The 21,385-nt window shown below is 72.9% G+C and carries 20 protein-coding genes and 1 riboswitch; of the genes, 11 read left to right on the top strand and 9 right to left on the bottom strand.

The annotated features are described in order from the left end of the window. Positions 1–3 precede the first annotated feature (3 nt). From ACSUPV_RS15490 to ACSUPV_RS15480, 3 genes are read right to left on the bottom strand one after another with little or no spacing between them, the layout of a single operon-like run. The gene (locus ACSUPV_RS15490; RefSeq protein WP_436947681.1) at positions 4–1,527 is read right to left on the bottom strand and encodes an AMP-binding protein; all 1,524 of its coding nucleotides are present in this window, start codon (positions 1,525–1,527) and stop codon (positions 4–6) included. Next, a complete protein-coding gene (pabB, locus tag ACSUPV_RS15485) occupies positions 1,524–4,283 on the bottom strand; it encodes an aminodeoxychorismate synthase component I (RefSeq protein WP_436947680.1) in 2,760 nt (919 codons plus the stop codon). The genes ACSUPV_RS15490 and pabB overlap by 4 nt, the downstream gene beginning before the upstream one ends. A gap of 30 nt (positions 4,284–4,313) precedes the next feature. Then, positions 4,314–4,892, bottom strand: a complete 579-nt coding sequence (locus ACSUPV_RS15480) for an antibiotic biosynthesis monooxygenase (protein WP_436947679.1) — start codon at positions 4,890–4,892, stop codon at positions 4,314–4,316. A 300-nt stretch (positions 4,893–5,192) separates the two neighbouring features. On the opposite strand from ACSUPV_RS15480, the gene ACSUPV_RS15475 reads away from it, so the two are divergent. The 3 genes from ACSUPV_RS15475 to ACSUPV_RS15465 all read left to right on the top strand — a co-directional run bounded on the left by ACSUPV_RS15475 (position 5,193) and on the right by ACSUPV_RS15465 (position 8,358). Then, positions 5,193–5,549, top strand: a complete 357-nt coding sequence (locus ACSUPV_RS15475; RefSeq protein WP_031119884.1) for a hypothetical protein — start codon at positions 5,193–5,195, stop codon at positions 5,547–5,549. Between the two features lie 15 nt (positions 5,550–5,564). Then, positions 5,565–6,746 carry a glutathionylspermidine synthase family protein gene (locus ACSUPV_RS15470; RefSeq protein ID WP_382612942.1) on the top strand — a complete coding sequence of 394 codons (1,182 nt, stop codon included), beginning with the start codon at positions 5,565–5,567 and terminating at the stop codon, positions 6,744–6,746. Positions 6,747–6,791: 45 nt separating this feature from the next. Further along, a riboswitch (ZMP/ZTP riboswitch) is annotated at positions 6,792–6,877 on the top strand. Beyond that, positions 6,877–8,358, top strand: coding sequence for a glycine hydroxymethyltransferase (locus ACSUPV_RS15465; protein ID WP_359791226.1), 1,482 nt, complete (start codon positions 6,877–6,879; stop codon positions 8,356–8,358). Its footprint overlaps the riboswitch before it by 1 nt. A gap of 387 nt (positions 8,359–8,745) precedes the next feature. Here ACSUPV_RS15465 and ACSUPV_RS15460 read toward each other — a convergent pair whose 3' ends face one another. The 3 genes from ACSUPV_RS15460 to ACSUPV_RS15450 form a co-directional block, all read right to left on the bottom strand. Next, positions 8,746–9,426: a hypothetical protein gene (locus tag ACSUPV_RS15460; protein ID WP_436947678.1), complete on the bottom strand. Its 681-nt coding sequence runs from the start codon at positions 9,424–9,426 to the stop codon at positions 8,746–8,748. A gap of 136 nt (positions 9,427–9,562) precedes the next feature. Then, positions 9,563–10,483, bottom strand: a complete 921-nt coding sequence (locus tag ACSUPV_RS15455; protein ID WP_436947676.1) for a hypothetical protein — start codon at positions 10,481–10,483, stop codon at positions 9,563–9,565. Further along, a complete protein-coding gene (locus tag ACSUPV_RS15450) occupies positions 10,476–11,036 on the bottom strand; it encodes an RNA polymerase sigma factor (protein WP_359791223.1) in 561 nt (186 codons plus the stop codon). Before ACSUPV_RS15450 ends, ACSUPV_RS15455 begins: the two co-directional genes overlap by 8 nt. Before the next feature lie 131 nt (positions 11,037–11,167). Here ACSUPV_RS15450 and trpS point away from each other — a divergent pair, with 131 nt between their 5' ends. Further along, positions 11,168–12,181, top strand: coding sequence for a tryptophan--tRNA ligase (trpS, locus tag ACSUPV_RS15445; RefSeq protein WP_037757798.1), 1,014 nt, complete (start codon positions 11,168–11,170; stop codon positions 12,179–12,181). A gap of 142 nt (positions 12,182–12,323) precedes the next feature. Beyond that, a complete protein-coding gene (locus ACSUPV_RS15440) occupies positions 12,324–12,905 on the top strand; it encodes a 2'-5' RNA ligase family protein (RefSeq protein ID WP_037757448.1) in 582 nt (193 codons plus the stop codon). A gap of 34 nt (positions 12,906–12,939) precedes the next feature. Here ACSUPV_RS15440 and ACSUPV_RS15435 read toward each other — a convergent pair whose 3' ends face one another. Both ACSUPV_RS15435 and ACSUPV_RS15430 read right to left on the bottom strand, forming a co-directional pair. After that, a complete protein-coding gene (locus tag ACSUPV_RS15435) occupies positions 12,940–13,695 on the bottom strand; it encodes a decaprenylphospho-beta-D-erythro-pentofuranosid-2-ulose 2-reductase (protein WP_031119875.1) in 756 nt (251 codons plus the stop codon). 104 nt (positions 13,696–13,799) lie between these two features. Next, complete coding sequence (locus ACSUPV_RS15430) at positions 13,800–15,182, bottom strand: FAD-binding protein (protein ID WP_382612931.1); 1,383 nt, start codon at positions 15,180–15,182, stop codon at positions 13,800–13,802. A 133-nt stretch (positions 15,183–15,315) separates the two neighbouring features. Here ACSUPV_RS15430 and ACSUPV_RS15425 point away from each other — a divergent pair, with 133 nt between their 5' ends. From ACSUPV_RS15425 to ACSUPV_RS15410, 4 genes are read left to right on the top strand one after another with little or no spacing between them, the layout of a single operon-like run. Then, positions 15,316–15,837: a phosphatase PAP2 family protein gene (locus tag ACSUPV_RS15425; protein ID WP_031119873.1), complete on the top strand. Its 522-nt coding sequence runs from the start codon at positions 15,316–15,318 to the stop codon at positions 15,835–15,837. Further along, on the top strand, positions 15,830–16,774 hold the full coding sequence (locus ACSUPV_RS15420; protein ID WP_031119872.1) for a decaprenyl-phosphate phosphoribosyltransferase: 945 nt from the start codon (positions 15,830–15,832) through the stop codon (positions 16,772–16,774). Before ACSUPV_RS15425 ends, ACSUPV_RS15420 begins: the two co-directional genes overlap by 8 nt. Beyond that, entirely contained in the window at positions 16,771–17,223 is a 453-nt protein-coding gene (locus ACSUPV_RS15415; protein ID WP_051648246.1) for a GtrA family protein, read from the top strand. The genes ACSUPV_RS15420 and ACSUPV_RS15415 overlap by 4 nt, the downstream gene beginning before the upstream one ends. After that, positions 17,211–18,128: a YihY/virulence factor BrkB family protein gene (locus ACSUPV_RS15410; RefSeq protein ID WP_359791217.1), complete on the top strand. Its 918-nt coding sequence runs from the start codon at positions 17,211–17,213 to the stop codon at positions 18,126–18,128. The genes ACSUPV_RS15415 and ACSUPV_RS15410 overlap by 13 nt, the downstream gene beginning before the upstream one ends. Here the strand turns inward: ACSUPV_RS15410 and ACSUPV_RS15405 are convergent. Beyond that, entirely contained in the window at positions 18,076–19,395 is a 1,320-nt protein-coding gene (locus tag ACSUPV_RS15405; RefSeq protein ID WP_382612926.1) for a D-alanyl-D-alanine carboxypeptidase family protein, read from the bottom strand. The genes ACSUPV_RS15410 and ACSUPV_RS15405 overlap by 53 nt on opposite strands. Positions 19,396–19,486: 91 nt before the next feature. Between ACSUPV_RS15405 and ACSUPV_RS15400 the strand changes: the two genes are divergently transcribed. Then, positions 19,487–19,726: an SCO4848 family membrane protein gene (locus ACSUPV_RS15400; protein ID WP_031119868.1), complete on the top strand. Its 240-nt coding sequence runs from the start codon at positions 19,487–19,489 to the stop codon at positions 19,724–19,726. Positions 19,727–19,749: 23 nt separating this feature from the next. Further along, positions 19,750–21,315 (top strand): metallophosphoesterase, encoded by a 1,566-nt coding sequence (locus ACSUPV_RS15395; RefSeq protein WP_436947674.1) that lies wholly within the window; start codon positions 19,750–19,752, stop codon positions 21,313–21,315. The last annotated feature ends 70 nt before the right edge of the window (positions 21,316–21,385 follow it).

Below are 21,385 nucleotides of genomic sequence, written 5' to 3'. Positions count from 1 at the left end.
GGTTCACCAGGCGCCCCGGCGGACCAGCAGGCGACGGAGCTTCCCGGTCGCCGTGCGGGGCAGCGACGGGACGAAGCTGACGCTGCGGGGGACCTTGAACGCGGCCAGGTTCTCCCGCGCCAGGGCGATGAGCTCGTCCGCCAGCCCGTCCCGCACCGGCCCGACCGGCACCACGAAGGCCCGCAGCCGGCTCGCGCCCCGCCCGTCGGGGACAGCGGCGACCGCCACCTCCCGCACCGCCGGATGACCGCGCAGCACGGCCTCCACCTCCAGCGGGGAGACGGTGATCCCGCCGACCATCTCCATGTCGTCGACGCGTCCCAGATGCCGGTAGGTGCCGTCCGGTTCGCGGCGGGCCCGGTCCCGCGTGGCCAGCCAGCCGCCCACCAGGGTCCGGGCGGTCTCCTCGGGCCGGTTCAGATAGCCGGGCGTCACCGTCGGCCCGCGCACCCACATCTCGCCCTCCTCGCCGTCCGGCACCGGGCGCCCGTCCCGGTCGCGCAGCTCCACCTCGAAGCCGGGCACCGGACGGCCGACCGTGCCCGGGCGGTGGTGCGCGAAGCCGTTGGCGCAGAACGCGTGCCCGGCCTCGGTGGAGCCGATCTGCTCCAGCACCGGCGCGTCGAGCAGCGCGCCCACCTGCTCGGCCAGCGGCTCCGGCAGACTCTCCCCGGCCGACACCGCCGCCCGCACCGACGCGAAGCACCCCTCGTGTCCGCTGCCCCGCTCGGCCACCAGGGCGGCGTACGCGGACGGCACGGAGTAGAGCAGCGTCACCCGGTGCCGGGCGACGAGTTCGTCGAGGGTCGCGGGGGTGGGGCGCCGGTCCACCAGGACGGCGGACGAGCCCGAGAAGAGCGGGAAGACGAAGGCGTTGCCGAAGCCGTAGGCGAAGAACAGCTTGGACACCGACAGGGTGACGTCGTCCGCGGTGATCCGCAGCACCCGTCGGCCGATCAGGTCGTGGTACGTCCGCGGATCGCCGTGCGTGTGCACGACGCCCTTGGGGCGGCCCGTGGTGCCGGAGGTGTACTGCACGTAGAGCGGGGTCCGCGCGTCGACCTGGTGGGCGGGGGCGGGCGCGGTGGCCGGGGCCAGGGCCATCAGCTGGTCGGCGCCGAGGCGTGACCGGCCGGCGAACCGCTCCTCCAGACCCGGGCCCGTCACGCACAGCACGGCCCCGGTGTCCTCGGCGAGGAACACGTGGTCGGCCGCCGGGAGTTCGGGGTTGATCAGGACCGCCACGGCGCCCAGGCGGGCGGTGGCAAGGAACGCCGTCACCCAGGCGAGGGAGTCGGGCAGCGCCAGCAGCACGCGGTCGCCGGGCCGGACCCCGTGCCCGGCCAGCACGGTCGCGGCCCGAGCCGCGAGGTCGTGCACCTCCCCGTGGGTCCAGGACCGGTGGCCCTGGTGGAAGGCGGCCCGCCCGCCCCAGCCGCGCCGCTCGGCCAGCCCGGCCAGCTGGGCCGCGAGATTCCCGGGCGCCTCGGCCTCGGCCGGGTGCGGCGCGACCTGCGGACTGGTCATCGCCGGGCCTCCTCGGCCGCCCCCGCCCGGCTGCCCGGAGGGGCCTGCCACCGCATCCGGTCGGCCGTGTGCTGGTTCAGGGCCCGCATCGGGGCCGCCGTCTTCAGCAGCATCTCCTCGTACTCCGCCTCCGGATCGGAGCCGAGGACGATCGCACCGCCCGCACCCAGGTGCAGCTCACCGCCGGCGACCACGGCGGTCCGGATCACGATGCTGAGATCGGCGCCACCGCCGCACCCGAAGAAGCCGAGGGCCCCCGAGTAGACGCCCCGGGCCTCGGTCTCCAGCGAGTCGATGATCTCCATGGTGCGCAGCTTGGGCGCACCGGTCATGGAGCCGCCCGGGAAGCAGGCCCGCACACAGTCCACCGCGTCCGTGCCCGGGCGCAGCCTGCCCTCCACGGTCGAGACGAGCTGGTGCACCGTGGCGTACGTCTCCGTGGCCATGAGCTTGGACACCCGCACCGACCCGGTCCGGCAGACCTGTCCCAGGTCGTTGCGGAGCAGGTCCACGATCATCAGGTTCTCGGCGCGCGTCTTGGCGTCCGACGCGAGCGCGTCCCGCAGCCGGGCGTCCTGTGCGGGGCCGTCGCCCCGGGGCGCGGTCCCCTTGATGGGTTTGGCCTCGACGGTGCCGTCCCGGCCGATCCGCAGGAACCGCTCGGGCGAGGAGCCGGCCACCTCCAGCTCCCCGAACCTCAGGAACGCCGCGTACGGCGCCGGGTTGTCGCGGCGCAGCGTCCGGTAGAACTCGAACGCGTCGGGCGGGGCGGGCAGCCGGGCGGCGTTGGTCAGGCAGACCTCGTAGCTGGTGCCGGCCCGCAGCTCCCGCCGGCACGCCTCGATGTCCGCGAGGTACCGGGCCCGGTCGCGCACCAGCCACGGCTCGGTGGCGCCGGGGTCCGCCGGGGCCGGCGGCACGGGCAGGGGCGGCCGCTCCGCCGCCACGCAGCTGAGGTCGGCCAGCGCGCCCTCCAGCCAGTCGGCGGCCTCCCGGGCCGCCTGCGGGGTGTCCTCGGCCAGGCAGACGGCGTACGTGAAGCCCTCCTGGTGGTCCACCGCGATGACCCGGTCGGCGAACAGCCAGGCGGCGTCCGGGGCCGGGGAGCGGTGGCGGTTGGGCGACCCGCAGTCGGCCTTCATCTCGTAGCCGAAGTAGCCGACGTAGCCCCCGGTGAAGTCGAACGGCAGCCCGGTGGCGTCCACGCGACGGTTCGTCAACTGCCGCTTCAGGTAGTCGAAGACACTCGCCGAGACCTTCCGCACCGGTCGCCCCGCCCGCTCGATCTCGCAGCGCCCGGTGCCGACGTCGTACCGCACGAACTCGGCGAGCGGCCCGCTGCCGTCCCCGAGGAACGAGAACCGCGACCGTCCCGGCTCGACCAGGGAACTGTCCAGCCAGAACCCACGCGGCGCCCCGGCGAACATCCGACTGAACACCGCCTCCGTGTCGACGGCACCGGTGATCCGACGACTGTGCAGCCGGTACCCGACACGGCCGGGGCGGCGGGGCCGGGGAATGGCGGCGGAGGACACGACACGCCCCGGGACGGCCCCGGGTGCCGGGGAGGGCTTGACGGGTGAGGTTTGTCCGGGGGCGGGGGCGGGCTTGCTGGGGGAGGCGTGTCCGGCTGTGGGGGTGGCTTTGCTGGACGAGGCTTGCGCGGCCGTGGGAACGGCCCTGTAGGCCGAGGCGTGTCCGGTTCCCGGGAGGGCCCCGTCGGTCGAGGCGTGTCCGGCTACCGAAACGGCCCCGTCGCCCGGGGAAGTCCCGTCGGTCGGGGAAGCCCCTCCGGTCGAGGCATCCCCGCAGGGCGCCGCATCCCCGACGGGCGCCGCATCCCCGCCGGGCGCCGCAGCCCCTCCGGTCGAGGCATCCCCGTCGGACCTGGCAGCCACGCCGAGCGCCGCGCCCCCGCCGTGCGCCACGCCCCCGCCGTGCGCCACCGCCCCGCTGGGCCTGCTCACCGCCCCCTGGGAGACCGCGGCGACCTGGAACACGGCCGCAGCGGCCGCAGGCCGTGGAACGGCCCTGTTCCCGGCGGCGACCGGCCCCGCCCCGACGACCGCCCCGGCTCCCGGCCGCCGGACCCCGGCGTCGCACTCCGGCACCCCGGGTCGGCGCAGCGCACGCTCGTGGGACGGCACCGCCGTGTTCTTCGCGCGCAGCTTGCCGGCCCGCTCGGCGGTCAGGTTCCGGAAGTTCACCAGCATGCGGTGGCCGTACTCCGTGAGGACGGACTCCGGGTGGAACTGCACGCCCCACAGCGGCCGGCTGCGGTGCCGCAGCCCCATCAGGACGCCGTCCTCCGCCCAGGCGGTCGCCTCCAGCGACTGGGGCAGCGGCTCGCGCACGGCCAGCGAGTGGTAGCGGACGGCGGTGAAGTGCTGCGGCAGGCCCCGGAACAGATCCCGTTCGTCGTGCCGGACCGTCGACAGATGCCCGTGCCGCGGCTCCGGGGCCGGCCCCACCATCCCGGCCTCCCCGAGCGCGATGCCCTGATGCCCCAGGCACACGCCCAGCACGGGCACCGGGCAGGTGGCGAGCACCCTGGCCGCGATGCCGAAGTCCCGCGCGTCGCCCGGGTGTCCGGGGCCGGGGGACACCACGAGGTTGTCGAACTTCAGGAGATCCGGCAGGTCGTCGACGGGCACGTCGTTGCGGACCACCACCGGCTCCTCGCCATTGACCTCGGCGATCAGCTGGAACAGGTTGTACGTGTACGAGTCGTAATTGTCGATGAGCAGGGTCTTCACCCGCCCACCTCCCTCTGTTCGTTCGCGGGCCTAGGTGGCCCGGCGTTTGTGCCGTCCGCGCAGCGCCTGGAGCGACGGATACAGCCATTTCCTGAAGAAACGCTGGAGCCGCGGCATGAGAATCCAGGTGACAAGGGCCGTCACACACAGACACAACAACAGCGTGCGCAGCAGTGCATTGAGGTCACCGAGATAGGGAAGCACCGTCAGATTGAACAGGAGCACCGGCGGAAAAACCGCGCTCATATTCACGAACCAAAGTTTCCATTTCGACGGCGGAGCAGGCGGCGCCGGCGTCAGGGTCTGCGCGTCGAACCAGGCCCGGGCGCCGCGCACCCGTCTGCGCTCGGCCTCTTGGGCGACTCCTTCCAGCCGGGCGTCCCACTGTGCCCGGGAAGACGATTTCTCCCAGGCCAGGGCCGAACCCTCGCTGGCGAAGCGATAGACGACATGCCACTCCGCCCCTCCGTCGACAAGTACCCCACCCCCCAGAAATCCCGGCTGCCGCGCGGTCGCGCCCAGCAGGGCCCACCCCCAGGAGTGGAAGTCGGCCGCACGGCCCGGCGTCACGTGATAGGCCACGGTGACCGTGACGGGATTACTGGTCACGCCGTCCCTTACGGAAAGCGCTCCCTCCGCGTTCAAGATTCAACAAACAATTTTCCGGTTGTTCGGAAGGTGAAGGCCCTATGTAGCCGGGAAAGCACTTGCGGTCACACCACCGTGATCAGGCCGCCCCCGCCGCCGCGCCAAAAGCCCACACCACACCAAAACCCCACACGACTCCAAATTTCACAAATCGCCGGTGAGGGAGAGCGGCAGACGGGGGCCTCCTGCACGCCCGCTCCCACCGCTCTCTAGGCTGTCCGCTCGGCAGTGCACACGGGGACACCACGGGGAGACACGGACATGGCGGAAACACGGCGACGACTGCGTTCGAGCACGGTGGTGCTGGGCGGCATGGGCGTCCTCGCGGCGGCCCTGTCCGCGTGCGGCTCCGACCCGGACCGCCGCTGTGTGGACCGGGACAGCTACGACTACATCAACGGCTACAAGATCGTCGCCGACAAGAACTGCACGTCCTCCTCCGGCTCCACCACCGGCAAGGCCCGCAAGAAGACCGGCAGGACCGGGGCCGTGGACGCCGACTGGTACTACGACGCCGACGTCAGCGGCGGCTACGCCGACCACGGCACCTTCAGCCGCAGCGAGGCCGTCGACCGGGGCGGCTTCGGCTGCTCCGGCTCCGGCAGCGGCGGCGGCTGACCGGGCTGCACGCAGATGGAACGCCGTACCACGGAGCCCCGCGCCGGCTGGCAGCAGACCGTCGAGGAACAGGGCCTGATCTACCCGCTCACCCGCTACCCCGACGACTCCCTGCGCCCCTACTGGGACGAGAGCGCGTACTACGTCTTCACCCTCCCGGAGATCGAGGCCCTGGAGGAGGTGGTCGAGGACCTCCACCGCATGTGCCTGGCGGCGGCCGAGCACATCGTCGCCGAGGACCGCTTCGCCGACCTGGGCATCACCGACCCCCGCGTGGCCCGGGCGGTCGCCGAGGCCTGGCAGCGCCGCGCCGAACTCCCCTCCGTCTACGGCCGCTTCGACCTCCGCTACGACGGCACCGGCCCGGCCAAGCTCCTGGAGTACAACGCCGACACCCCCACCTCACTGGTCGAGGCCGCGTCGCCCCAGTGGTTCTGGATGGAGGAGCGCTTCCCCGGCGCCGACCAGTGGAACTCCCTCCACGAACGCCTCATCGACGCCTGGACGAAGCAGTCCGCCCTCCTCCCGCCGGGCAACCCCCTGTACTTCGCGTACTCCTCCGCCGACGAACTCGGCGAGGACCTGATGACGGTCGCCTACCTCAAGGAGACGGCCGAGCAGGCCGGGCTCGCGACCGAGTGGATCTCGATGGAGGAGATCGGCTGGGACCGCCTCTCCGGCCGCTTCGTCGACCAGCGCCTCCGCTTCATCCGCAGCATCTTCAAGCTCTACCCCTGGGAGTGGCTCACCACCGACCGCTTCGCCGGCCACGTCCTGGACACCCTCGACAACGGCGGCGGTACGGGCTCCACCCTGTGGATAGAGCCGGCCTGGAAGATGCTTCTCAGCAACAAGGCACTCCTGGCCATCCTCTGGGAGCTCTACCCCGACCACCCGAACCTCCTCCCGGCCTACCTGGACGGCCCCCGGGACCTCACCGCCACGGGCTGGGTCGCCAAGCCCCTCCTCGGCCGGGAGGGCGCGGGCGTCACGATCCACGAGCCCGGCACGGACCCCGCCCCGCGTGACGAACCCTGCTGCTACCAGCAACTCGCCCCCCTCCCCGACTTCGACGGCAACCGCGTCGTCCTCGGCGCCTGGGTCGTGGAGAACGAGTCGGCGGGCCTGGGCATCAGAGAGAGCTCGGGCCTGATCACGGACGAGTACGCTCGGTTTCTGCCGCATGTGATCCTCTGAGGGCCGAAACCCGCACCCGTCACCGAAGGGCGACCCGGTAGGCTGACCGAGGGCCGTGACTGGCGCGCTGGGATGGACGAACCATCGGGGAGCGGCCCAGCCGAACAGGGTCGTGCGCCTGGGCCGTACCGTGAACGCTGAACGCAACGTCCGGAGGTCCCACATGCCAGCCGAGCCCCTCTCCACCGCTTCCACCGCCTACCGCGCCGCCCTCGACGTGATCCGCGCCGTGGAGCCCCGCGTGGCGGACGCCATCGGCCAGGAGGTCGCCGACCAGCGCGAGATGCTCAAGCTGATCGCCTCCGAGAACTACGCCTCCCCGGCCACGCTCCTCGCGATGGGCAACTGGTTCAGCGACAAGTACGCCGAGGGCACCATCGGCCGCCGCTTCTACGCCGGCTGCCGCAACGTCGACACCGTCGAGTCCCTCGCCGCCGAGCACGCCAAGGAGCTCTTCGGCGCCCGCCACGCCTACGTCCAGCCGCACTCCGGCATCGACGCCAACCTCGTCGCCTTCTGGTCGGTCCTCGCCCAGCGCGTCGAGCTGCCCGCCCTGGAGAAGGCCGGCGTCCGCCAGGTCAACGACCTCTCCGAGGCCGACTGGGCGGAGCTGCGCCGCGCCTTCGGCAACCAGCGCATGCTCGGCATGTCCCTGGACGCCGGCGGCCACCTCACCCACGGCTTCCGCCCGAACATCTCCGGCAAGATGTTCGACCAGCGCTCCTACGGCACGGACCCCGCCACCGGCCTCATCGACTACGAGGCCCTGCGCACCTCCGCCCGCGAGTTCAAGCCGCTGATCATCGTCGCGGGCTACTCGGCGTACCCCCGTCTGGTGAACTTCCGGATCATGCGCGAGATCGCCGACGAGGTCGGCGCCACGCTCATGGTGGACATGGCCCACTTCGCGGGTCTGGTCGCGGGCAAGGTCCTGACCGGCGACTTCGACCCGGTCCCGCACGCCCAGATCGTGACGACCACCACCCACAAGTCCCTGCGCGGCCCCCGCGGCGGCATGGTCCTGTGCGACGACTCCCTGAAGGACCAGGTCGACCGCGGCTGCCCGATGGTCCTCGGCGGCCCGCTCCCGCACGTCATGGCCGCCAAGGCCGTCGCCTTCGCCGAGGCCCGGCAGGAGTCCTTCCGCGACTACGCCCAGCGCATCGTCGACAACTCCCGGGCGCTGGCCGAGGGCCTGATGCGCCGCGGCGCCACGCTGGTCACGGGCGGTACGGACAACCACCTGAACCTGATCGACGTCGCCTCCTCCTACGGCCTCACCGGCCGCCAGGCCGAGGCCGCCCTCCTCGAGTCGGGCATCGTCACCAACCGCAACGCGATCCCCGCCGACCCGAACGGCGCCTGGTACACCTCGGGCATCCGCATCGGCACGCCCGCGCTCACCACCCGCGGCCTGGGCACGGCGGAGATGGACGAGGTCGCGGGCCTGATCGACCGCGTCCTCACCACCACGGAGCCGGGCACGACCAAGTCGGGCGCCCCCTCCAAGGCGGCTCACGTCCTCGACCCGAAGATCGCCGACGAGATCTCCCGCAGGGCGACGGACCTGGTGGCGGGCTTCCCGCTCTACCCCGAGATCGACCTCGGCTGAGACCCGCCGGGCTCATCGCGGGCGGGATCTCGACGCGCTCACCGACGTCAGGGATCCCACGTCGATCAGCTCATGTCGTGGCTCCTTCCGTGGCGGCGGTCCGGCTTCGCGCCGGGCCGCCGCGCGGCGTAGGACATGACTGCCGCCGAGCCCCAGGGGCAGGTCCGCGGCCGCCCACCAGACACCGCTGTCGACCGGGCCGGACCCACTTGCGGCGGACCGGTACCGGTACTCCGGTCGGGCACGGGTGGGGCAGGGCATGGCGGGGCAGGCCACGTTGGCGGCAGCAGCACCGAGAGGCAATCCCTCCACCCCGGCCTCAGCCGCGCCCGCACACCCTCACCGGTGCGGAACATCGAAGGCCCCCTGTTCCGCCCGCACCCGGCCTCACGCATCGAGCAGCTCCTGTTTCGGCTCCCCGGTGGCCCGCTCCCGTCGAGGGAACGGGATCCGTACGGCTAGCGGCCGCAAGGCGAGGGCCAGTACCGCCCCGCCCGTCGCGCCGGCCAGCACCCACCACCAGTCCGCGCCGTCGTCGGCCGTGGGCTCCTTGGCCCGGGCCGTGGTCGCCTCAGGCTCCGGAGCGGCGGGCTCCTGCCCTGCCGTGGCCCAGGGCGCAGACATGACGTCGGTGAATCCCGTGCCGTCGGGTGCCCTGCCCGTCACGCCGAGCTCTTCCAGGAGGGCGCGCAGTTCGTCAGGGCGCTCGGCACGGTGCCAGCGGCCGTCCACCGCCCGGGGCAGGTTCGCCGCCGTGTGTATCCACGTCTCCCCGCTCTCGCTCGCGGAGAAGATCTGGTCCACGCGCCACGGCGAGATGTCGTGCACCATCCATGTGACGGTGAACCGCCGGGCGGAGGCCAGGTCGGCCTCCGAGGGCTTGCCGCGGGTGCCCGTCACCGCGCTGCCGAGCAGCCGCTCCAGCTGCTGGTACTCCGCGTCGTCGTAGTACAGGGCAGCCGCCTCCTCGCTCCCCGGCGAGACCACGAGGACGCTGGTCGGCCCCCCGGCCGAGGCGGGAGCCGCGCCCCACACCAGCAGCGCCAGCGCCGCCACCAACGCTCCCACCCCTGCGATCAGCCCACGACCCCTGCCCCTGCCCTTGCCCTGCCCCATCCGAGCCCCCTACCAGACGATCCGCGCGGCCCCGAGCCGCCCGTCACTTCTGGTACACCGCCCGGCCCGACCGGGTTCCCCCTCCGCGCTACTCGCGGGATTCACCGAGCGGAGCCGCGGCGGACCTCGCGATCTCCACGGCCCGCGCCTTCGACGCGACGCCCTCCAGCCGCAGCGTGACGCCACCGTCGCCGCCCGAGGAGGTCCACAGCAGGGTCGGCCCGGCCGTCCGCTCCTCGCGTGTGTAGCGGTCGCCGTCGGTTTCGACCAGCCAGAAGTTCAGCAGGTGGGGCCGTGGGAACCACAGGGCCCAGTCCCGCACGTCGCCGCTCTCGGGATCACCGCGCAGCGCCACCCACGTCGGCTGCTCACGCACGCGCTTGACGAAGCCGGTGTCCAGACGCGCCCGGTACTCGTCCAGACGTATCGTCCGGCCCTGCTCGCTCCAGCACAGGGTCATCAGGACCCGGCCCTGTGGCCGGCTGCTCACGGTCACCGCGTCCGGCGTCCCCAGCCCCTCGGGGACCAGTGGAGTGAACCCCGCCCGCCGCTCGGCCTCCGCGAGGGAAACCGGTCGTCCGCAGCCGGGCACCTCGGCGCCGGGGCTGGGCACCGCCGAGGGGTCGTAGCGCACCTCGACCCCGCCGAAGTCGAACCAGTCGACCACCGCGGCCCGCACCGGGGGCGTGAGCGCGAGTACGGCCAGCAGCCCGCACAGCGTCGCCGTCAGCGACCGCCACCGCGCTCGCGCCCAGAGCCGGACCGACCGCAGCCGTTCCCGGACCCCGGGTGGCTCGGGCACGGGAACCGGCACCTGCTCGGCCAGTATCCGCGCCAGCACCCGCTCGGCCATCGACTCCGGACCCGCGCCGCCCGGCGCGTCGAGCGACCGCCCCAGCGCCCGCAGTTCCTCCCGCAGCCGGGCGGCTTCCGCCCGGCGGCAAGCCTCGCCGTCGGCGGCGTGGAACCGCTCGTCGTCGCCGCTGTGCGCGCCCCGTCCGTCACTCACTCTCCTCACCCCCCTCCCGAGGCCGGAAGTCCGGCAGCAGCCTGGCCAGCTTGCGCAGGGCGCGGCTCAGGCGCGACTTCACCGTCCCGCGGGGACAGCCGAGGGCCTGGGCCGTCTCCGGCTCGTCCATCTCCAGCAGGTACCGGTAGGTGACGACCAGTCGGTGCTCCTCGCTCAGTTTCTCCAGGGCGGCCAGCAGCGCCGCCCGGCGCTCCGCCTCCACCGTCGCCACGGCCGGGTCCGCCGACTCCGGTATCAATGGCTCGGCCTGGGTCAGCGCCGCCTCGCGGACGGCGAGGGTCCGCTGCCGCGCGGCCGTCCGCGTTGTGTTCCTCGTCTCGTTGGCCACGATCGCCAGCAGCCACGGCTTGAACGCCATGCCGTCCCGGAACCGGCCCAGCGCGCAGTACGCCTTGACGAAGGCCTGCTGCACCACGTCCTCCGCGTCAGACCCCGCCCCGAGCGCGGTGGCCGCGCGGAGCGCGATCGCCGTATGCGCCCGCACCAGCTCCGCGTACGCCTCCGGCTCTCCGGCGCGTACGCGTGCGATCACCGCGGCCTCATCGACGATGCGGCCCCCCTCCCGCGTCCTCACATGCTTGTTACACCGCCGGGCACGGATCGGTTCCCCCCTGTTTCGGACCAGTTCCGGATCGCCCTCCGGGACCTGAGAGAATGGTGAGCATGGCCTCTGACCGTCCCCGCGTGCTGTCCGGCATCCAGCCCACCGCCGGCTCGTTCCACCTCGGCAACTACCTCGGCGCCGTCCGCCAGTGGGTGGCCCTGCAGGAGACCCACGACGCGTTCTACATGGTCGTCGACCTGCACGCGATCACCATCCCGCAGGACCCCGAGGACCTGCGCGCGAACACGCGCCTGGCCGCCGCCCAGCTGCTGGCCGCGGGGCTGGACCCGGACCGGTGCACGCTGTTCGTCCAGAGCCACGTCCCCGAGCACGCCCAGCTCGCCTGGATCATGAACTGCCTCACCGGCTTCGGCGAGGCGAGCCGGATGACCCAGTTCAAGGACAAGGCCGCCAAGCAGGGCGCCGAGCGCGCCTCGGTCGGCCTGTTCACGTACCCGATCCTCCAGGTCGCGGACATCCTGCTCTACCAGGCCCACGAGGTCCCGGTCGGCGAGGACCAGCGCCAGCACGTCGAGCTCACCCGCGACCTCGCCGAGCGCTTCAACGGCCGCTTCGGCCCGACCTTCACCGTCCCGAAGCCGTACATCCTCAAGGAGACGGCGAAGATCTACGACCTTCAGGACCCGTCGATCAAGATGAGCAAGTCGGCGTCCACGCCGAAGGGCCTCATCAACCTCCTCGACGAGCCGAAGGCCACCGCGAAGAAGGTCAAGAGCGCGGTCACCGACACGGACACGGTGATCCGCTACGACGCGGAGAACAAGCCCGGCGTGTCGAACCTCCTCACCATCCACTCCACGCTCACCGGCAAGTCGATCGCCGAGCTGGAGCAGGAGTACGAGGGCAAGATGTACGGCGCGCTCAAGACGGACCTCGCCGAGATCATGGTCGAGTTCGTGACGCCGTTCCGGGAGCGCACGCAGCAGTACCTGGACGACCCCGAGACGCTCGACTCGATCCTGGCCAAGGGCGCCGAGAAGGCCCGCGCGGTCGCCGCGGAGACCCTCGCCCAGGCGTACGACAGGGTCGGCTTCCTGCCCGCCAAGCACTGAACCCGCTCCCGCGCGCAGCCGTACCACCGCACAGCGCTGTACATCACTCCGGTTGCGCCTGCCTGTAACCGGGTCGTGGCCGTACAGTCGATAACCGGGTGGTCGTATCAGCGGCCCGTTAACTGAACCGACAGGAGACGATGTGGGGACCGTAACGATCGGTGTCTCGATCGCGGTCCCGGAGCCTCACGGCAGCGAGCTCCAGCAGCTGCGCGCGGGCTTCGGCGACGCCGCGGCTCACGGCATCCCCACGCACGTCACCCTGCTGCCGCCGACGGAGATCGACGAGACCGCCCTGCCGGCCGTCGAGGCCCATCTGACCGAGGTCGCCGCGGCCGGCCGGCCGTTCCCCATGCGGCTGTCCGGCACGGGTACCTTCCGGCCCCTGTCGCCGGTGGTGTTCGTCCGGGTCGTCGCGGGCGCCGAGGCCTGCACCGAGTTGCAGCAGCAGGTCCGCGACCCCGCCGGGCCGGTCGCGCGCGAACTGCAGTTCCCGTACCACCCGCACGTTACCGTCGCCCATGGCATCGACGAGGCGGCGATGGACCGCGCCTTCGAGGAACTCGCCGGCTACGAGGCCGAGTGGCCCTGCACCGGCTTCGCCCTCTACGAACAGGGCGCCGACGGAGTGTGGCGCAAGCTGCGCGAGTTCACCTTCGGCGGCGGCTCGGTGGTCCCGCCCCAGGCCGGCCGCGTGGAACGGGGCTCGGTCCCCACGCGCTGATCCGCCGGCGGGTCCGCACCCACCCACCCCCCTCTCAGATCGGCAACCGCCGGAACACCCCCCGCGGCAGATGCCGCAGTGCCGACATCACCACGCGCAGCGCGCCCGGTACCCACACCGTCTCCGAGCGGCGGCGCAGTCCCAGTTCCACGGCCGTGGCGACCGCCTCGGGCGTGGTGGCGAGGGGCGCCTCGGGGAGGCCGGCGGTCATGCGGGTCCGGACGAAGCCGGGGCGGACGACCATGACGTGCACGCCCGTGCCGTGCAGCGCGTCGCCCAGGCCCTGGGCGAAGGCGTCCAGGCCGGCCTTGCTGGAGCCGTAGATGAAGTTGGCGCGGCGGGCCCGCTCGCCCGCGACGGACGACAGCACGACCAGCGAGCCGTGCCCCTGGGACTGGAGCGCGCGGGCGCACACCAGGCCCGCCGAGACCGCGCCGGTGTAGTTGGTCTGCGCGACCCGCACCGCCGCCTCCGGCTCCCGTTCGTCGCGGGCCTGGTCGCCGAGCAACCCGAAGGCGAGCAGCACCATGTCGATGTCGCCCTCGGCGAAGATCTTGCCGAGCACGGCCTCGTGGGAGGCCGGGTCGAGCGCGTCGAACGCGACGGTGTGCACGTCGGCGCCAAGTCCGCGCAACTGCCCGGCGGCCTCCTCCAGCGCGGGCGAGGGGCGGCCCGCCAGCCAGACGGTGCGGGTGCGGCGGGCGATCAGCCGGCGGGCGGTGGCCAGCGCGATCTCGGACGTACCGCCGAGGACGAGCAGGGACTGGGGGAGGCCGAAGGCGTCCTTCATGACAGCTCCTAGGGGTTGCCTGGTTTCCGGTGCCTAGGGGGTGTCCGCAAAGTCGCGCCTGCCCCCCGCCCTCCGGGCGGACGACGGGACTTTGCGGACACCCCCTAGAGACCGAGGCGGCGGGACAGGTCGGACACGAAGACCCCGTGCGGGTCCAGTTCGGCGCGCAGGGTGCGGAAGTCGTCGAGGCGCGGGTACATCGCCGCGAGCAGCTCCGGGCGCAGCCGGGCGTCCTTGGCGAGGTAGACGCGCCCGCCGGCGGCGGCGACCTCCTCGTCGAGCTCGTCGAGGAACGCGCCGAGGCCGGGCAGGCCCGCCGGGATGTCCAGCGCCAGCGTCCAGCCCGGCACGGGGAAGGACAGCCAGCCCGGGTCGGACTCCCCGAACCGCTTGAGGACGGCGAGGAAGGACGGGCAGCGGCGTTCGGAGATGCGGCGCACGATGCGGCGCAGGGCGTCCTCCTGGCCGTAGCCGACGACGAACTGGTACTGCACGAAGCCGCCTTGGCCGTACACGCGGTTCCAGTGGGGCACGCCGTCCAGGGGGTGGAAGAAGGCGGAGATCCGCTGGAGTCGGCCGGCCCGGGCGCGGGGGGCCTTGCGGTACCAGAGCTCGTTGAACAGGCCCACGGTCGTGCGGCTGAGCAGGCCCTCGGGCAGGAGGGCGGGCGCGGACGGGAGGCGGGAGGTGCGGAAGGACAGCGCGTCGCGGCGCAGGCGGGCGGGGAGCGCGTCCAGGGGCGCGTGGTCGCCGCGGGTGAGCACCGCGCGGCCGGTCGCCGCGCCCCGGGCCAGCAGGTCGATCCAGGCGACCGAGTAGCGGTAGCGGTGGTCGGTGGCGGCCAGCCGGGCCATCAGGTCGTCGAGGTCCGCCGCCCGTTCGGTGTCGACCGACATCAACGAGGTCTCCACCGGCTGGAGCCGGATCGTCGCGGTGAGGATCACCCCGGTCAGGCCCATGCCGCCCGCGGTGGCGTCGAACAGGGGCGTGCCGGGGATCACCGTGCGGATCTCGCCGTCCGCGGTGAGCAGTTCGAGGGCGAGCACGTGCCGGGCGAAGGAGCCCGAGACGTGGTGGTTCTTGCCGTGGATGTCGGCGCCGATCGCCCCGCCGACGGTGACGTAGCGCGTGCCGGGGGTGACCGGCACGAACCAGCCCAGCGGCAGCAGCACTTCCATCAGCCGGTGCAGGGAGACGCCCGCGTCGCACAGCACGGTGCCGCCGTCGGCGTCGATCGCGTGGACGCGGTCCAGGCCCGTCATGTCGAGCACGGCCCCGCCCGCGTTCTGCGCGGCGTCCCCGTACGCCCGTCCCAGGCCCCGGGGGATCCCGCCGCGGGCCCCGCACTCCCGGACGGCCGCGGCGGCCTCCTCGTACGTCCGCGGGCGGATCAGCCGGGCGGCGGTGGGGGCGGTGCGTCCCCATCCGGTGACGGTGGTGTGGTCCAAGCCCATGACGTCCGGGGCGGAATCGATGTCGGCAGACATGTCGGTGACCGTATCGCCCTGGTGTGAGCTATTAGTTCGAGAACATGGCATCCCTCCCCGAAACGGGTGATTAATGGGATGTCGCTCAATATTGCCGGAGTTCGGGCCAGGTGGGCGTGAACAGTGAGTCCACATGGACGACCTCGACGACCTGCACGACATGGACCACCGGATCGTTTCGGCGCTCAGGGCGTGCGGCACCGACCCGCGCGTGGCCGGTGCCGCACGCGCCCTGTCCTGGGCGGGGGAGCACGCGGCGCTGTGGCTGGCGGCGGGGCTCGCCGGAGCCGCCGTCGACGGCAGGAGACGTGGCGCCTGGCTGCGCGGCACGGCCCTCACCGCCGGGGCGCACCTCGTCAGCATGGGGGTGAAACGGATCGTGCGCCGCCCGCGCCCCGCGCACGTCGAACCCCTGGTGCGCACCGCCGGCCGGCACTCCTTCCCCAGCTCCCACGCCACCTCCGCCGCGGCTGCCGCCGTGGCCTTCGGCGCCCTCGGGGCACGCGCGGTCCCGCCGCTCGCCGCCGCCGTGTGCGTCTCCCGGCTCGTCGTCGGTGTCCACTACCCCTCCGACGTCGCGGCCGGTGCGGCCCTCGGCGCACTCACGGCCCGCATGGGCGCCCGCTGGGTGAAGGGAGGCGCCCGCCATGAGTGAGACGGCCATCCTGCGGCAGCGCGCCCCCGAGGAGCCGTCCGCGCCCTCCCGCGGCGGCGGTGTCCTGGCCGGCCTCGTCCGGACCGCACGCCCCCGGCAGTGGGTCAAGAACGTCCTCGTGATCGCGGCCCCGGCCGCCGCGGGCGAGCTCTTCACCCGGCACGCCCTGACCCGACTCGCCCTGGTCTTCGTCCTGTTCACCGCCTGCGCCGCCGCCGTCTACCTCGTCAACGACGCCCGCGACGCCGACGCCGACCGCGCCCACCCCGTCAAACGGCACCGCCCGGTCGCCGCCGGACAGGTCCCCGTGCCCGTCGCCTACGCCGTCGGCGGCGCCCTCGGCGTCCTCGCGCCCTGCGCCGCGGCCCGCCTGTGCGGCCCGGCCGTCGCCGCCCTGCTGACCGCCTACCTCGCCATGCAACTGGCCTACTGCATCAGCCTCAAGCACGTCCTCGTCGTCGACCTGGCCGTCGTCACCACCGGGTTCCTGATGCGGGCCATGGTCGGCGGACTCGCCCTCGGCATTCCCCTCTCGCGCTGGTTCCTGATCACGACCGGGTTCGGCGCGCTGTTCATGGTGTCGGCCAAGCGCTACTCGGAGGCCGTGCAGATGGCCGGAAAAGGGGGCGCCACCCGCGCGTTGCTCACCGAGTACACCACCGGCTACCTCCGCTTCGTCTGGCAGCTCGCGGCCGGTGTCGCCGTCCTCGGCTACTGCCTGTGGGCCATGGAGGAGGGCGGCGTCCCGCACACCAGCGTGCTGCCCTGGCGGCAACTGTCCATGGTCGCCTTCATCCTGGCGATCCTCAGGTACGCCGTGTTCGCCGACCGCGGCACGGCCGGCGAACCCGAGGACGTCGTCCTGCGCGACCGGGCGCTCGCCCTCATCGGCCTGGCGTGGATGGCGATGTACGGCCTGGCGGTGGCCAACTGGTGACCACGCGCGCGTGGCCGCGCCCCACCGTCCCCGGCCGCCGCGAGCTGCTGGGCTTCGCCGCCGCCGGCCTCCTCGCCTACGCCGTGGACCTGGCCCTCTTCACGTACCTGCGCGGCCCCGCCGCACTCGACCCGCTCACCGCCAAGGCCCTGTCCTTCGTGGCCGCCTGCTCCGTCGCCTACGCGGGCAACGCCCTCGGCCCCTACCGGACCGCGCCGGTCCGGGGCCTGCGCCCGTTCGCCGTGTTCTTCGCGGTGAACCTCGCCGGGGCCGCCGTCCAGCTGCTCTGCCTCGCCGTCAGCCACTACGGCCTCGGGCTCACCTCCCAGCGCGCGGACACCGTCTCCGGCGCGGTCGTCGGCATGGCGCTTGCCACGGTCCTGCGGTTCTGGGGTACCCGTACATGGGTGTTCCGGGCGGAGGGCAGAGTCGGATCATGGACTGGCTGAAAAGGCTCCCGGTGGTCGGACCGTGGGCGGAGCGGCTGATGATCACCCACGCGTGGCGGTCGTACGAGCGGCTGGACCGCGTGAAGTGGACGCGGCTGGCCGCCGCGATGACCTTCACCAGTTTCGTGGCGCTGTTCCCGCTGCTGACCGTGGCCGTCACCATCGCCGCCGCCACGCTCAGCACGGAGCAGCAGGACACGCTGCAGGACAAGCTCGCCGAGCAGGTGCCCGGCATCTCCGACCAGCTGGACATCGCCGGACTGGTGGACAACGCCGGCACGGTCGGCCTGATCGCGGGCGCGGTGCTGCTGTTCACCGGCATCAGCTGGGCCGGCTCCATGCGCGAGTGCCTGCGCGCGGTGTGGGAGCTGCCCGACGAGGAGGAGAACCCCGTCCTGCGGTACGCCAAGGACGCGGGAGTCCTGATCGGCCTCGGCGGCGCGCTCCTCGTCACCATCGCCGCCTCCGCCGTCGCCTCCGCGATGATCGGCTGGATCACCCGCCAGCTCGGCATCGACGAGGGCGGCTGGGGCGGGGCCCTGCTGCACGTCGCCGCGTTCCTGGTCGCCGTCCTCGCCGACTTCCTGCTGCTGCTCTACGTGCTGACGCTGCTGCCCGGCGTCGAGCCGACGCGCCACCGCCTGTTCGTGGCGGCACTGACCGGCGCGGTCGGCTTCGAACTGCTGAAGCTGCTGCTCAGCGGCTACCTCCAGGGCGTGGCGGCGAAGAGCATGTACGGCGCGTTCGGTGTGCCCGTGGCGCTGCTGCTGTGGATCAACTTCACCTCGAAGCTGGTGCTGTTCTGCGCCTCCTGGACGGCGACGCAGAGCAAGCAGGACGAACTCCCGGGCGTCACGGGCGAGTCCGGCGGCGCACCAGATCCGGCAGCGGCCACCGGCGGTTGACCAGGAACGCGCCGCCCGCGAGCAGCACCAGCACACCCCCGGTGATGCCGAGCGCGACCCCGATGCCGCTGGAGCCGTCCGCGGCCGGGGCGCTGGCCACCGGCTTGGCGCCGGTCCCGGCCGTGCCGCTGCCGCCGTCCCCGGAGCCACCGGCCTCGCCGGAGGGGTTCGCGCCGGGTTGGGCACTGGCCTGCGCGGCGCTCTTCGGCGGGACCAGCTCGCCCACCGGCTGCACCTTCCCGGCCGCCTTGAAACCCCAGTCGAACAGCCGGGCGGTCTCCTTGTAGACCTCGTTGTGCTCGTCCTTCTCCGGGTTCATGACCGTGACCAGCAGCACCTTGCCGTTCCGCTCCGCGACGCCGGTGAAGGTGGCGCCCGCGTTGGTGGTGTTGCCGTTCTTGACGCCCGCGATGCCCTGGTAGACGGGGACGTCCGAGTCCCCGGCCAGCAGCCGGTTGGTGTTCTGGATCTCGAAGGACTTGCGGACCGTCTTGCCCTTCTTGTCCTTCTTGGTCTCGCCGGGGAACTTCGCGGTGACCGTCGAGGCGTACTCGCGGAAGTCCTTCTTCTGCATCCCCGAGCGGGCGATCAGCGTCAGGTCGTACGCGGAGGAGACCTGCCCCTCGGCGTCGTAGCCGTCCGGGCTGACGACGTGCGTGTCGAGGGCCTGGAGCTCCTCGGCGTGCTCGTTCATCTCCCTGACGGTGTTCTCGACGCCCTTGTTCATCGCGGACAGCACGTGCACGGCGTCGTTGCCGGAGCGCAGGAAGACGCCCAGCCAGAGGTCGTGGACCGTGTAGGTCTCGTTCTCCTTTATCCCGACCATGCTGGAGCCCGAGCCGATGCCCGCCAGGTCGGAGGGGGCGACCTTGTGCTTGGCGGTTCGGGGGAACTTCGGCAGGAGCGTGTCCGCGAACAGCATCTTCAGCGTGCTCGCCGGGGCGAGGCGCCAGTGCGCGTTGTGCGCGGCCAGCACGTCACCGGTCTCGGCGTCGGCGACGATCCAGGAGCGGGCGCTGACGTCCTTCGGCAGCACCGGCACACCGCTCGCGAGGTTCACCTGCGTGCCCGGCTGCCCGAGCCGGGCGCCGCCCACGGTCGACATCGACGCCGGGGGAGTGGCCGAGGGGCTCGCCGACGGGCTGCCCGAAGGGCTCGGCGAGGGGCTCGGGGCGGCGACGGCGGCGGGCGCGGCCAGGGCGAGGGACGACAGGGCGGCGGAGGTGACCAGCAGGGATCGCCTGGCGGTCTTCTTCGGAGCGGGCACGGTCGGAAACGTACATGCCGTACGCAGGGAAGTCCCGCCTCCGGCCCCACCCCGCGAACGGAACCGGACAGGCTCTGGCGATACTGGACTCATGAAGCTCAGCCGCCCCGTCTCCTGGTTCCTGCTCGCCTTCGGGGTGTGGAGCTGGGTCATCTGGATCACTTTCGTCAAGAACCTTGTCAAGGACAGCAGCGGGCTCGCCTTCGACGACGGTCATCCCACGGCCTACTTCTACGTGCACCTGTTGCTCGCCGTCGTTTCCTTCGTATTGGGGACGGCCATCGGGGCCATCGGGTTGCGTGGTCTGCGCGCACTGCGCCGGACGTCATAACGGCAATCGGGAGACACGACACCGTGGCCATCGTTTTCGTACTCGTCGCGACACTCGTCCTGGCCGTCCTCGTGACGGCCAACTGGTATGTGTGGCGCCGCCTGTTCCGCGACACGACCCGGGGCCCTGGGCTCACCCGCCGCCTGGGCGCCGTGCTGGTCGCCGGCGGCTGGACCCTCGCGATCACGGCCCTGGTCGCCGAGCGCTCGGGCGCCCCCTTCTGGCTCCAGCAGGTCCTGGCCTGGCCGGGCTTCCTGTGGCTGGCCCTGTCGATATACCTGTTCCTCGGGGTGCTGGCGGGCGAGGTCGTCCGGCCGCTGCTGCGGTGGTTCCTGGAACGGCGGGCGAAGACGCGGGCGTCGGAGCGGAGCCTTCCGGGAGAGCCGGACAAGCGGAGCCTTCCGGGGGAGCCGGACACCGGCACACGGCCCGCCGACACGCCGGGCACCGCCCCGGCCGCACCCGCCGCCGTGGGAGCGGCCGACGGCCTGGTGGACGCCGGCGCGCCCGGGGAAGCGGCCGTCCCGGCGGCAGCCGGATCGCAGGTGGGTGCGGGCGCGTGCGGTGTCGGTGCCGGTGTGGGTGCCTCCGGTGCCGGTGCCGGTGCCTGTGCGGAGACCGGTGCCGGTGGGTCCGGCGCCGCGGTCGCCTCCGCCACCGCGCCCCCTCCGCAGCCGGAGCCCGTGCCCGCCGCCCCCCAGGGCTCGGCCGAGCCGCTCGCCACCCCCGCGCCCTCGCCGTCGCCCGCGTCCGGGCCCTCCCATCCTTCCCGCCGTCTCTTCGTCTCCCGCGTCGTCGCCGGTGCCGCCGCGGCCGCCGCCGTCGGCACCGTGGGCTACGGCACGTACGGCGTGCTGCGCGGGCCGAAGGTGAAGCGGGTCACGGTGCCGCTGGCCAAGCTGCCGCGCGCCGCGCACGGATACCGGATCGCCGTGGTCAGCGACGTCCACCTCGGCCCGGTCCTGGGCCGCGGCTTCGCCCAGAAGGTCGTCGACACGATCAACGCGACCCAGCCCGACCTGATCGCGGTCGTCGGCGACCTGGTGGACGGCAGTGTGCGGGACCTCGGACCCGCGGCCGCACCGCTGGCCCAGCTGAAGGCCCGTCACGGCTCCTACTTCGTCACCGGCAACCACGAGTACTTCTCCGGCGCCGGACAGTGGGTCGAGGAGGTCCGGCGCCTCGGCCTGACCCCCCTGGAGAACGCCCGCAGGGAGATGCCGTACTTCGACCTGGCCGGAGTCAACGACGTGGCGGGCGAGGACGAGGGGCAGGGCCCCGACTTCGCCCGGGCCCTCGGCGACCGGGACACGGCACGCGCGTGCGTGCTCCTCGCCCACCAGCCCGTCCAGATCCACGACGCCGTCGAGCACGGCGTCGACCTCCAGCTCTCCGGTCACACCCACGGCGGCCAGCTCTGGCCCGGCAACCTCCTCGCGGCCGCCGCCAACCCCACGGTCGCGGGCCTGGAACGCTACGGCGACACCCAGCTCTACGTCTCCCGCGGCGCCGGCGCCTGGGGTCCGCCCACCCGGGTCGGCGCCCCCTCGGACGTCACGCTGATCGAGCTGGCGTCGAAGCAGGCCTGACGCTGTGGGAACCCTGTGAAAACGGACCGAACCGCCCATCGGTAAGGTCTTTCCCAACTCGGCAGATCTC

Origin of the sequence: Streptomyces sp. SudanB52_2052, from assembly GCF_964272415.1 — a bacterium.
In the GTDB taxonomy this organism is placed as follows: domain Bacteria; phylum Actinomycetota; class Actinomycetes; order Streptomycetales; family Streptomycetaceae; genus Streptomyces; species Streptomyces olindensis.
Note: the sequence above shows the minus strand (reverse complement) of the source record. Positions and strands in the feature narration are given on the sequence as shown.

Coding starts and splice junctions, on each gene's coding strand:
- ACSUPV_RS15490 (WP_436947681.1), bottom strand. CDS start 1,527: ATGACCAGTCCGCAGGTCGCGCCGCACCCGGCCGAGGCCGAGGCGCCC.
- ACSUPV_RS15475 (WP_031119884.1), top strand. CDS start 5,193: ATGGCGGAAACACGGCGACGACTGCGTTCGAGCACGGTGGTGCTGGGC.
- ACSUPV_RS15470 (WP_382612942.1), top strand. CDS start 5,565: ATGGAACGCCGTACCACGGAGCCCCGCGCCGGCTGGCAGCAGACCGTC.
- trpS (WP_037757798.1), top strand. CDS start 11,168: ATGGCCTCTGACCGTCCCCGCGTGCTGTCCGGCATCCAGCCCACCGCC.
- ACSUPV_RS15435 (WP_031119875.1), bottom strand. CDS start 13,695: ATGAAGGACGCCTTCGGCCTCCCCCAGTCCCTGCTCGTCCTCGGCGGT.
- ACSUPV_RS15430 (WP_382612931.1), bottom strand. CDS start 15,182: ATGTCTGCCGACATCGATTCCGCCCCGGACGTCATGGGCTTGGACCAC.
- ACSUPV_RS15425 (WP_031119873.1), top strand. CDS start 15,316: ATGGACGACCTCGACGACCTGCACGACATGGACCACCGGATCGTTTCG.
- ACSUPV_RS15420 (WP_031119872.1), top strand. CDS start 15,830: ATGAGTGAGACGGCCATCCTGCGGCAGCGCGCCCCCGAGGAGCCGTCC.
- ACSUPV_RS15410 (WP_359791217.1), top strand. CDS start 17,211: ATGGACTGGCTGAAAAGGCTCCCGGTGGTCGGACCGTGGGCGGAGCGG.
- ACSUPV_RS15400 (WP_031119868.1), top strand. CDS start 19,487: ATGAAGCTCAGCCGCCCCGTCTCCTGGTTCCTGCTCGCCTTCGGGGTG.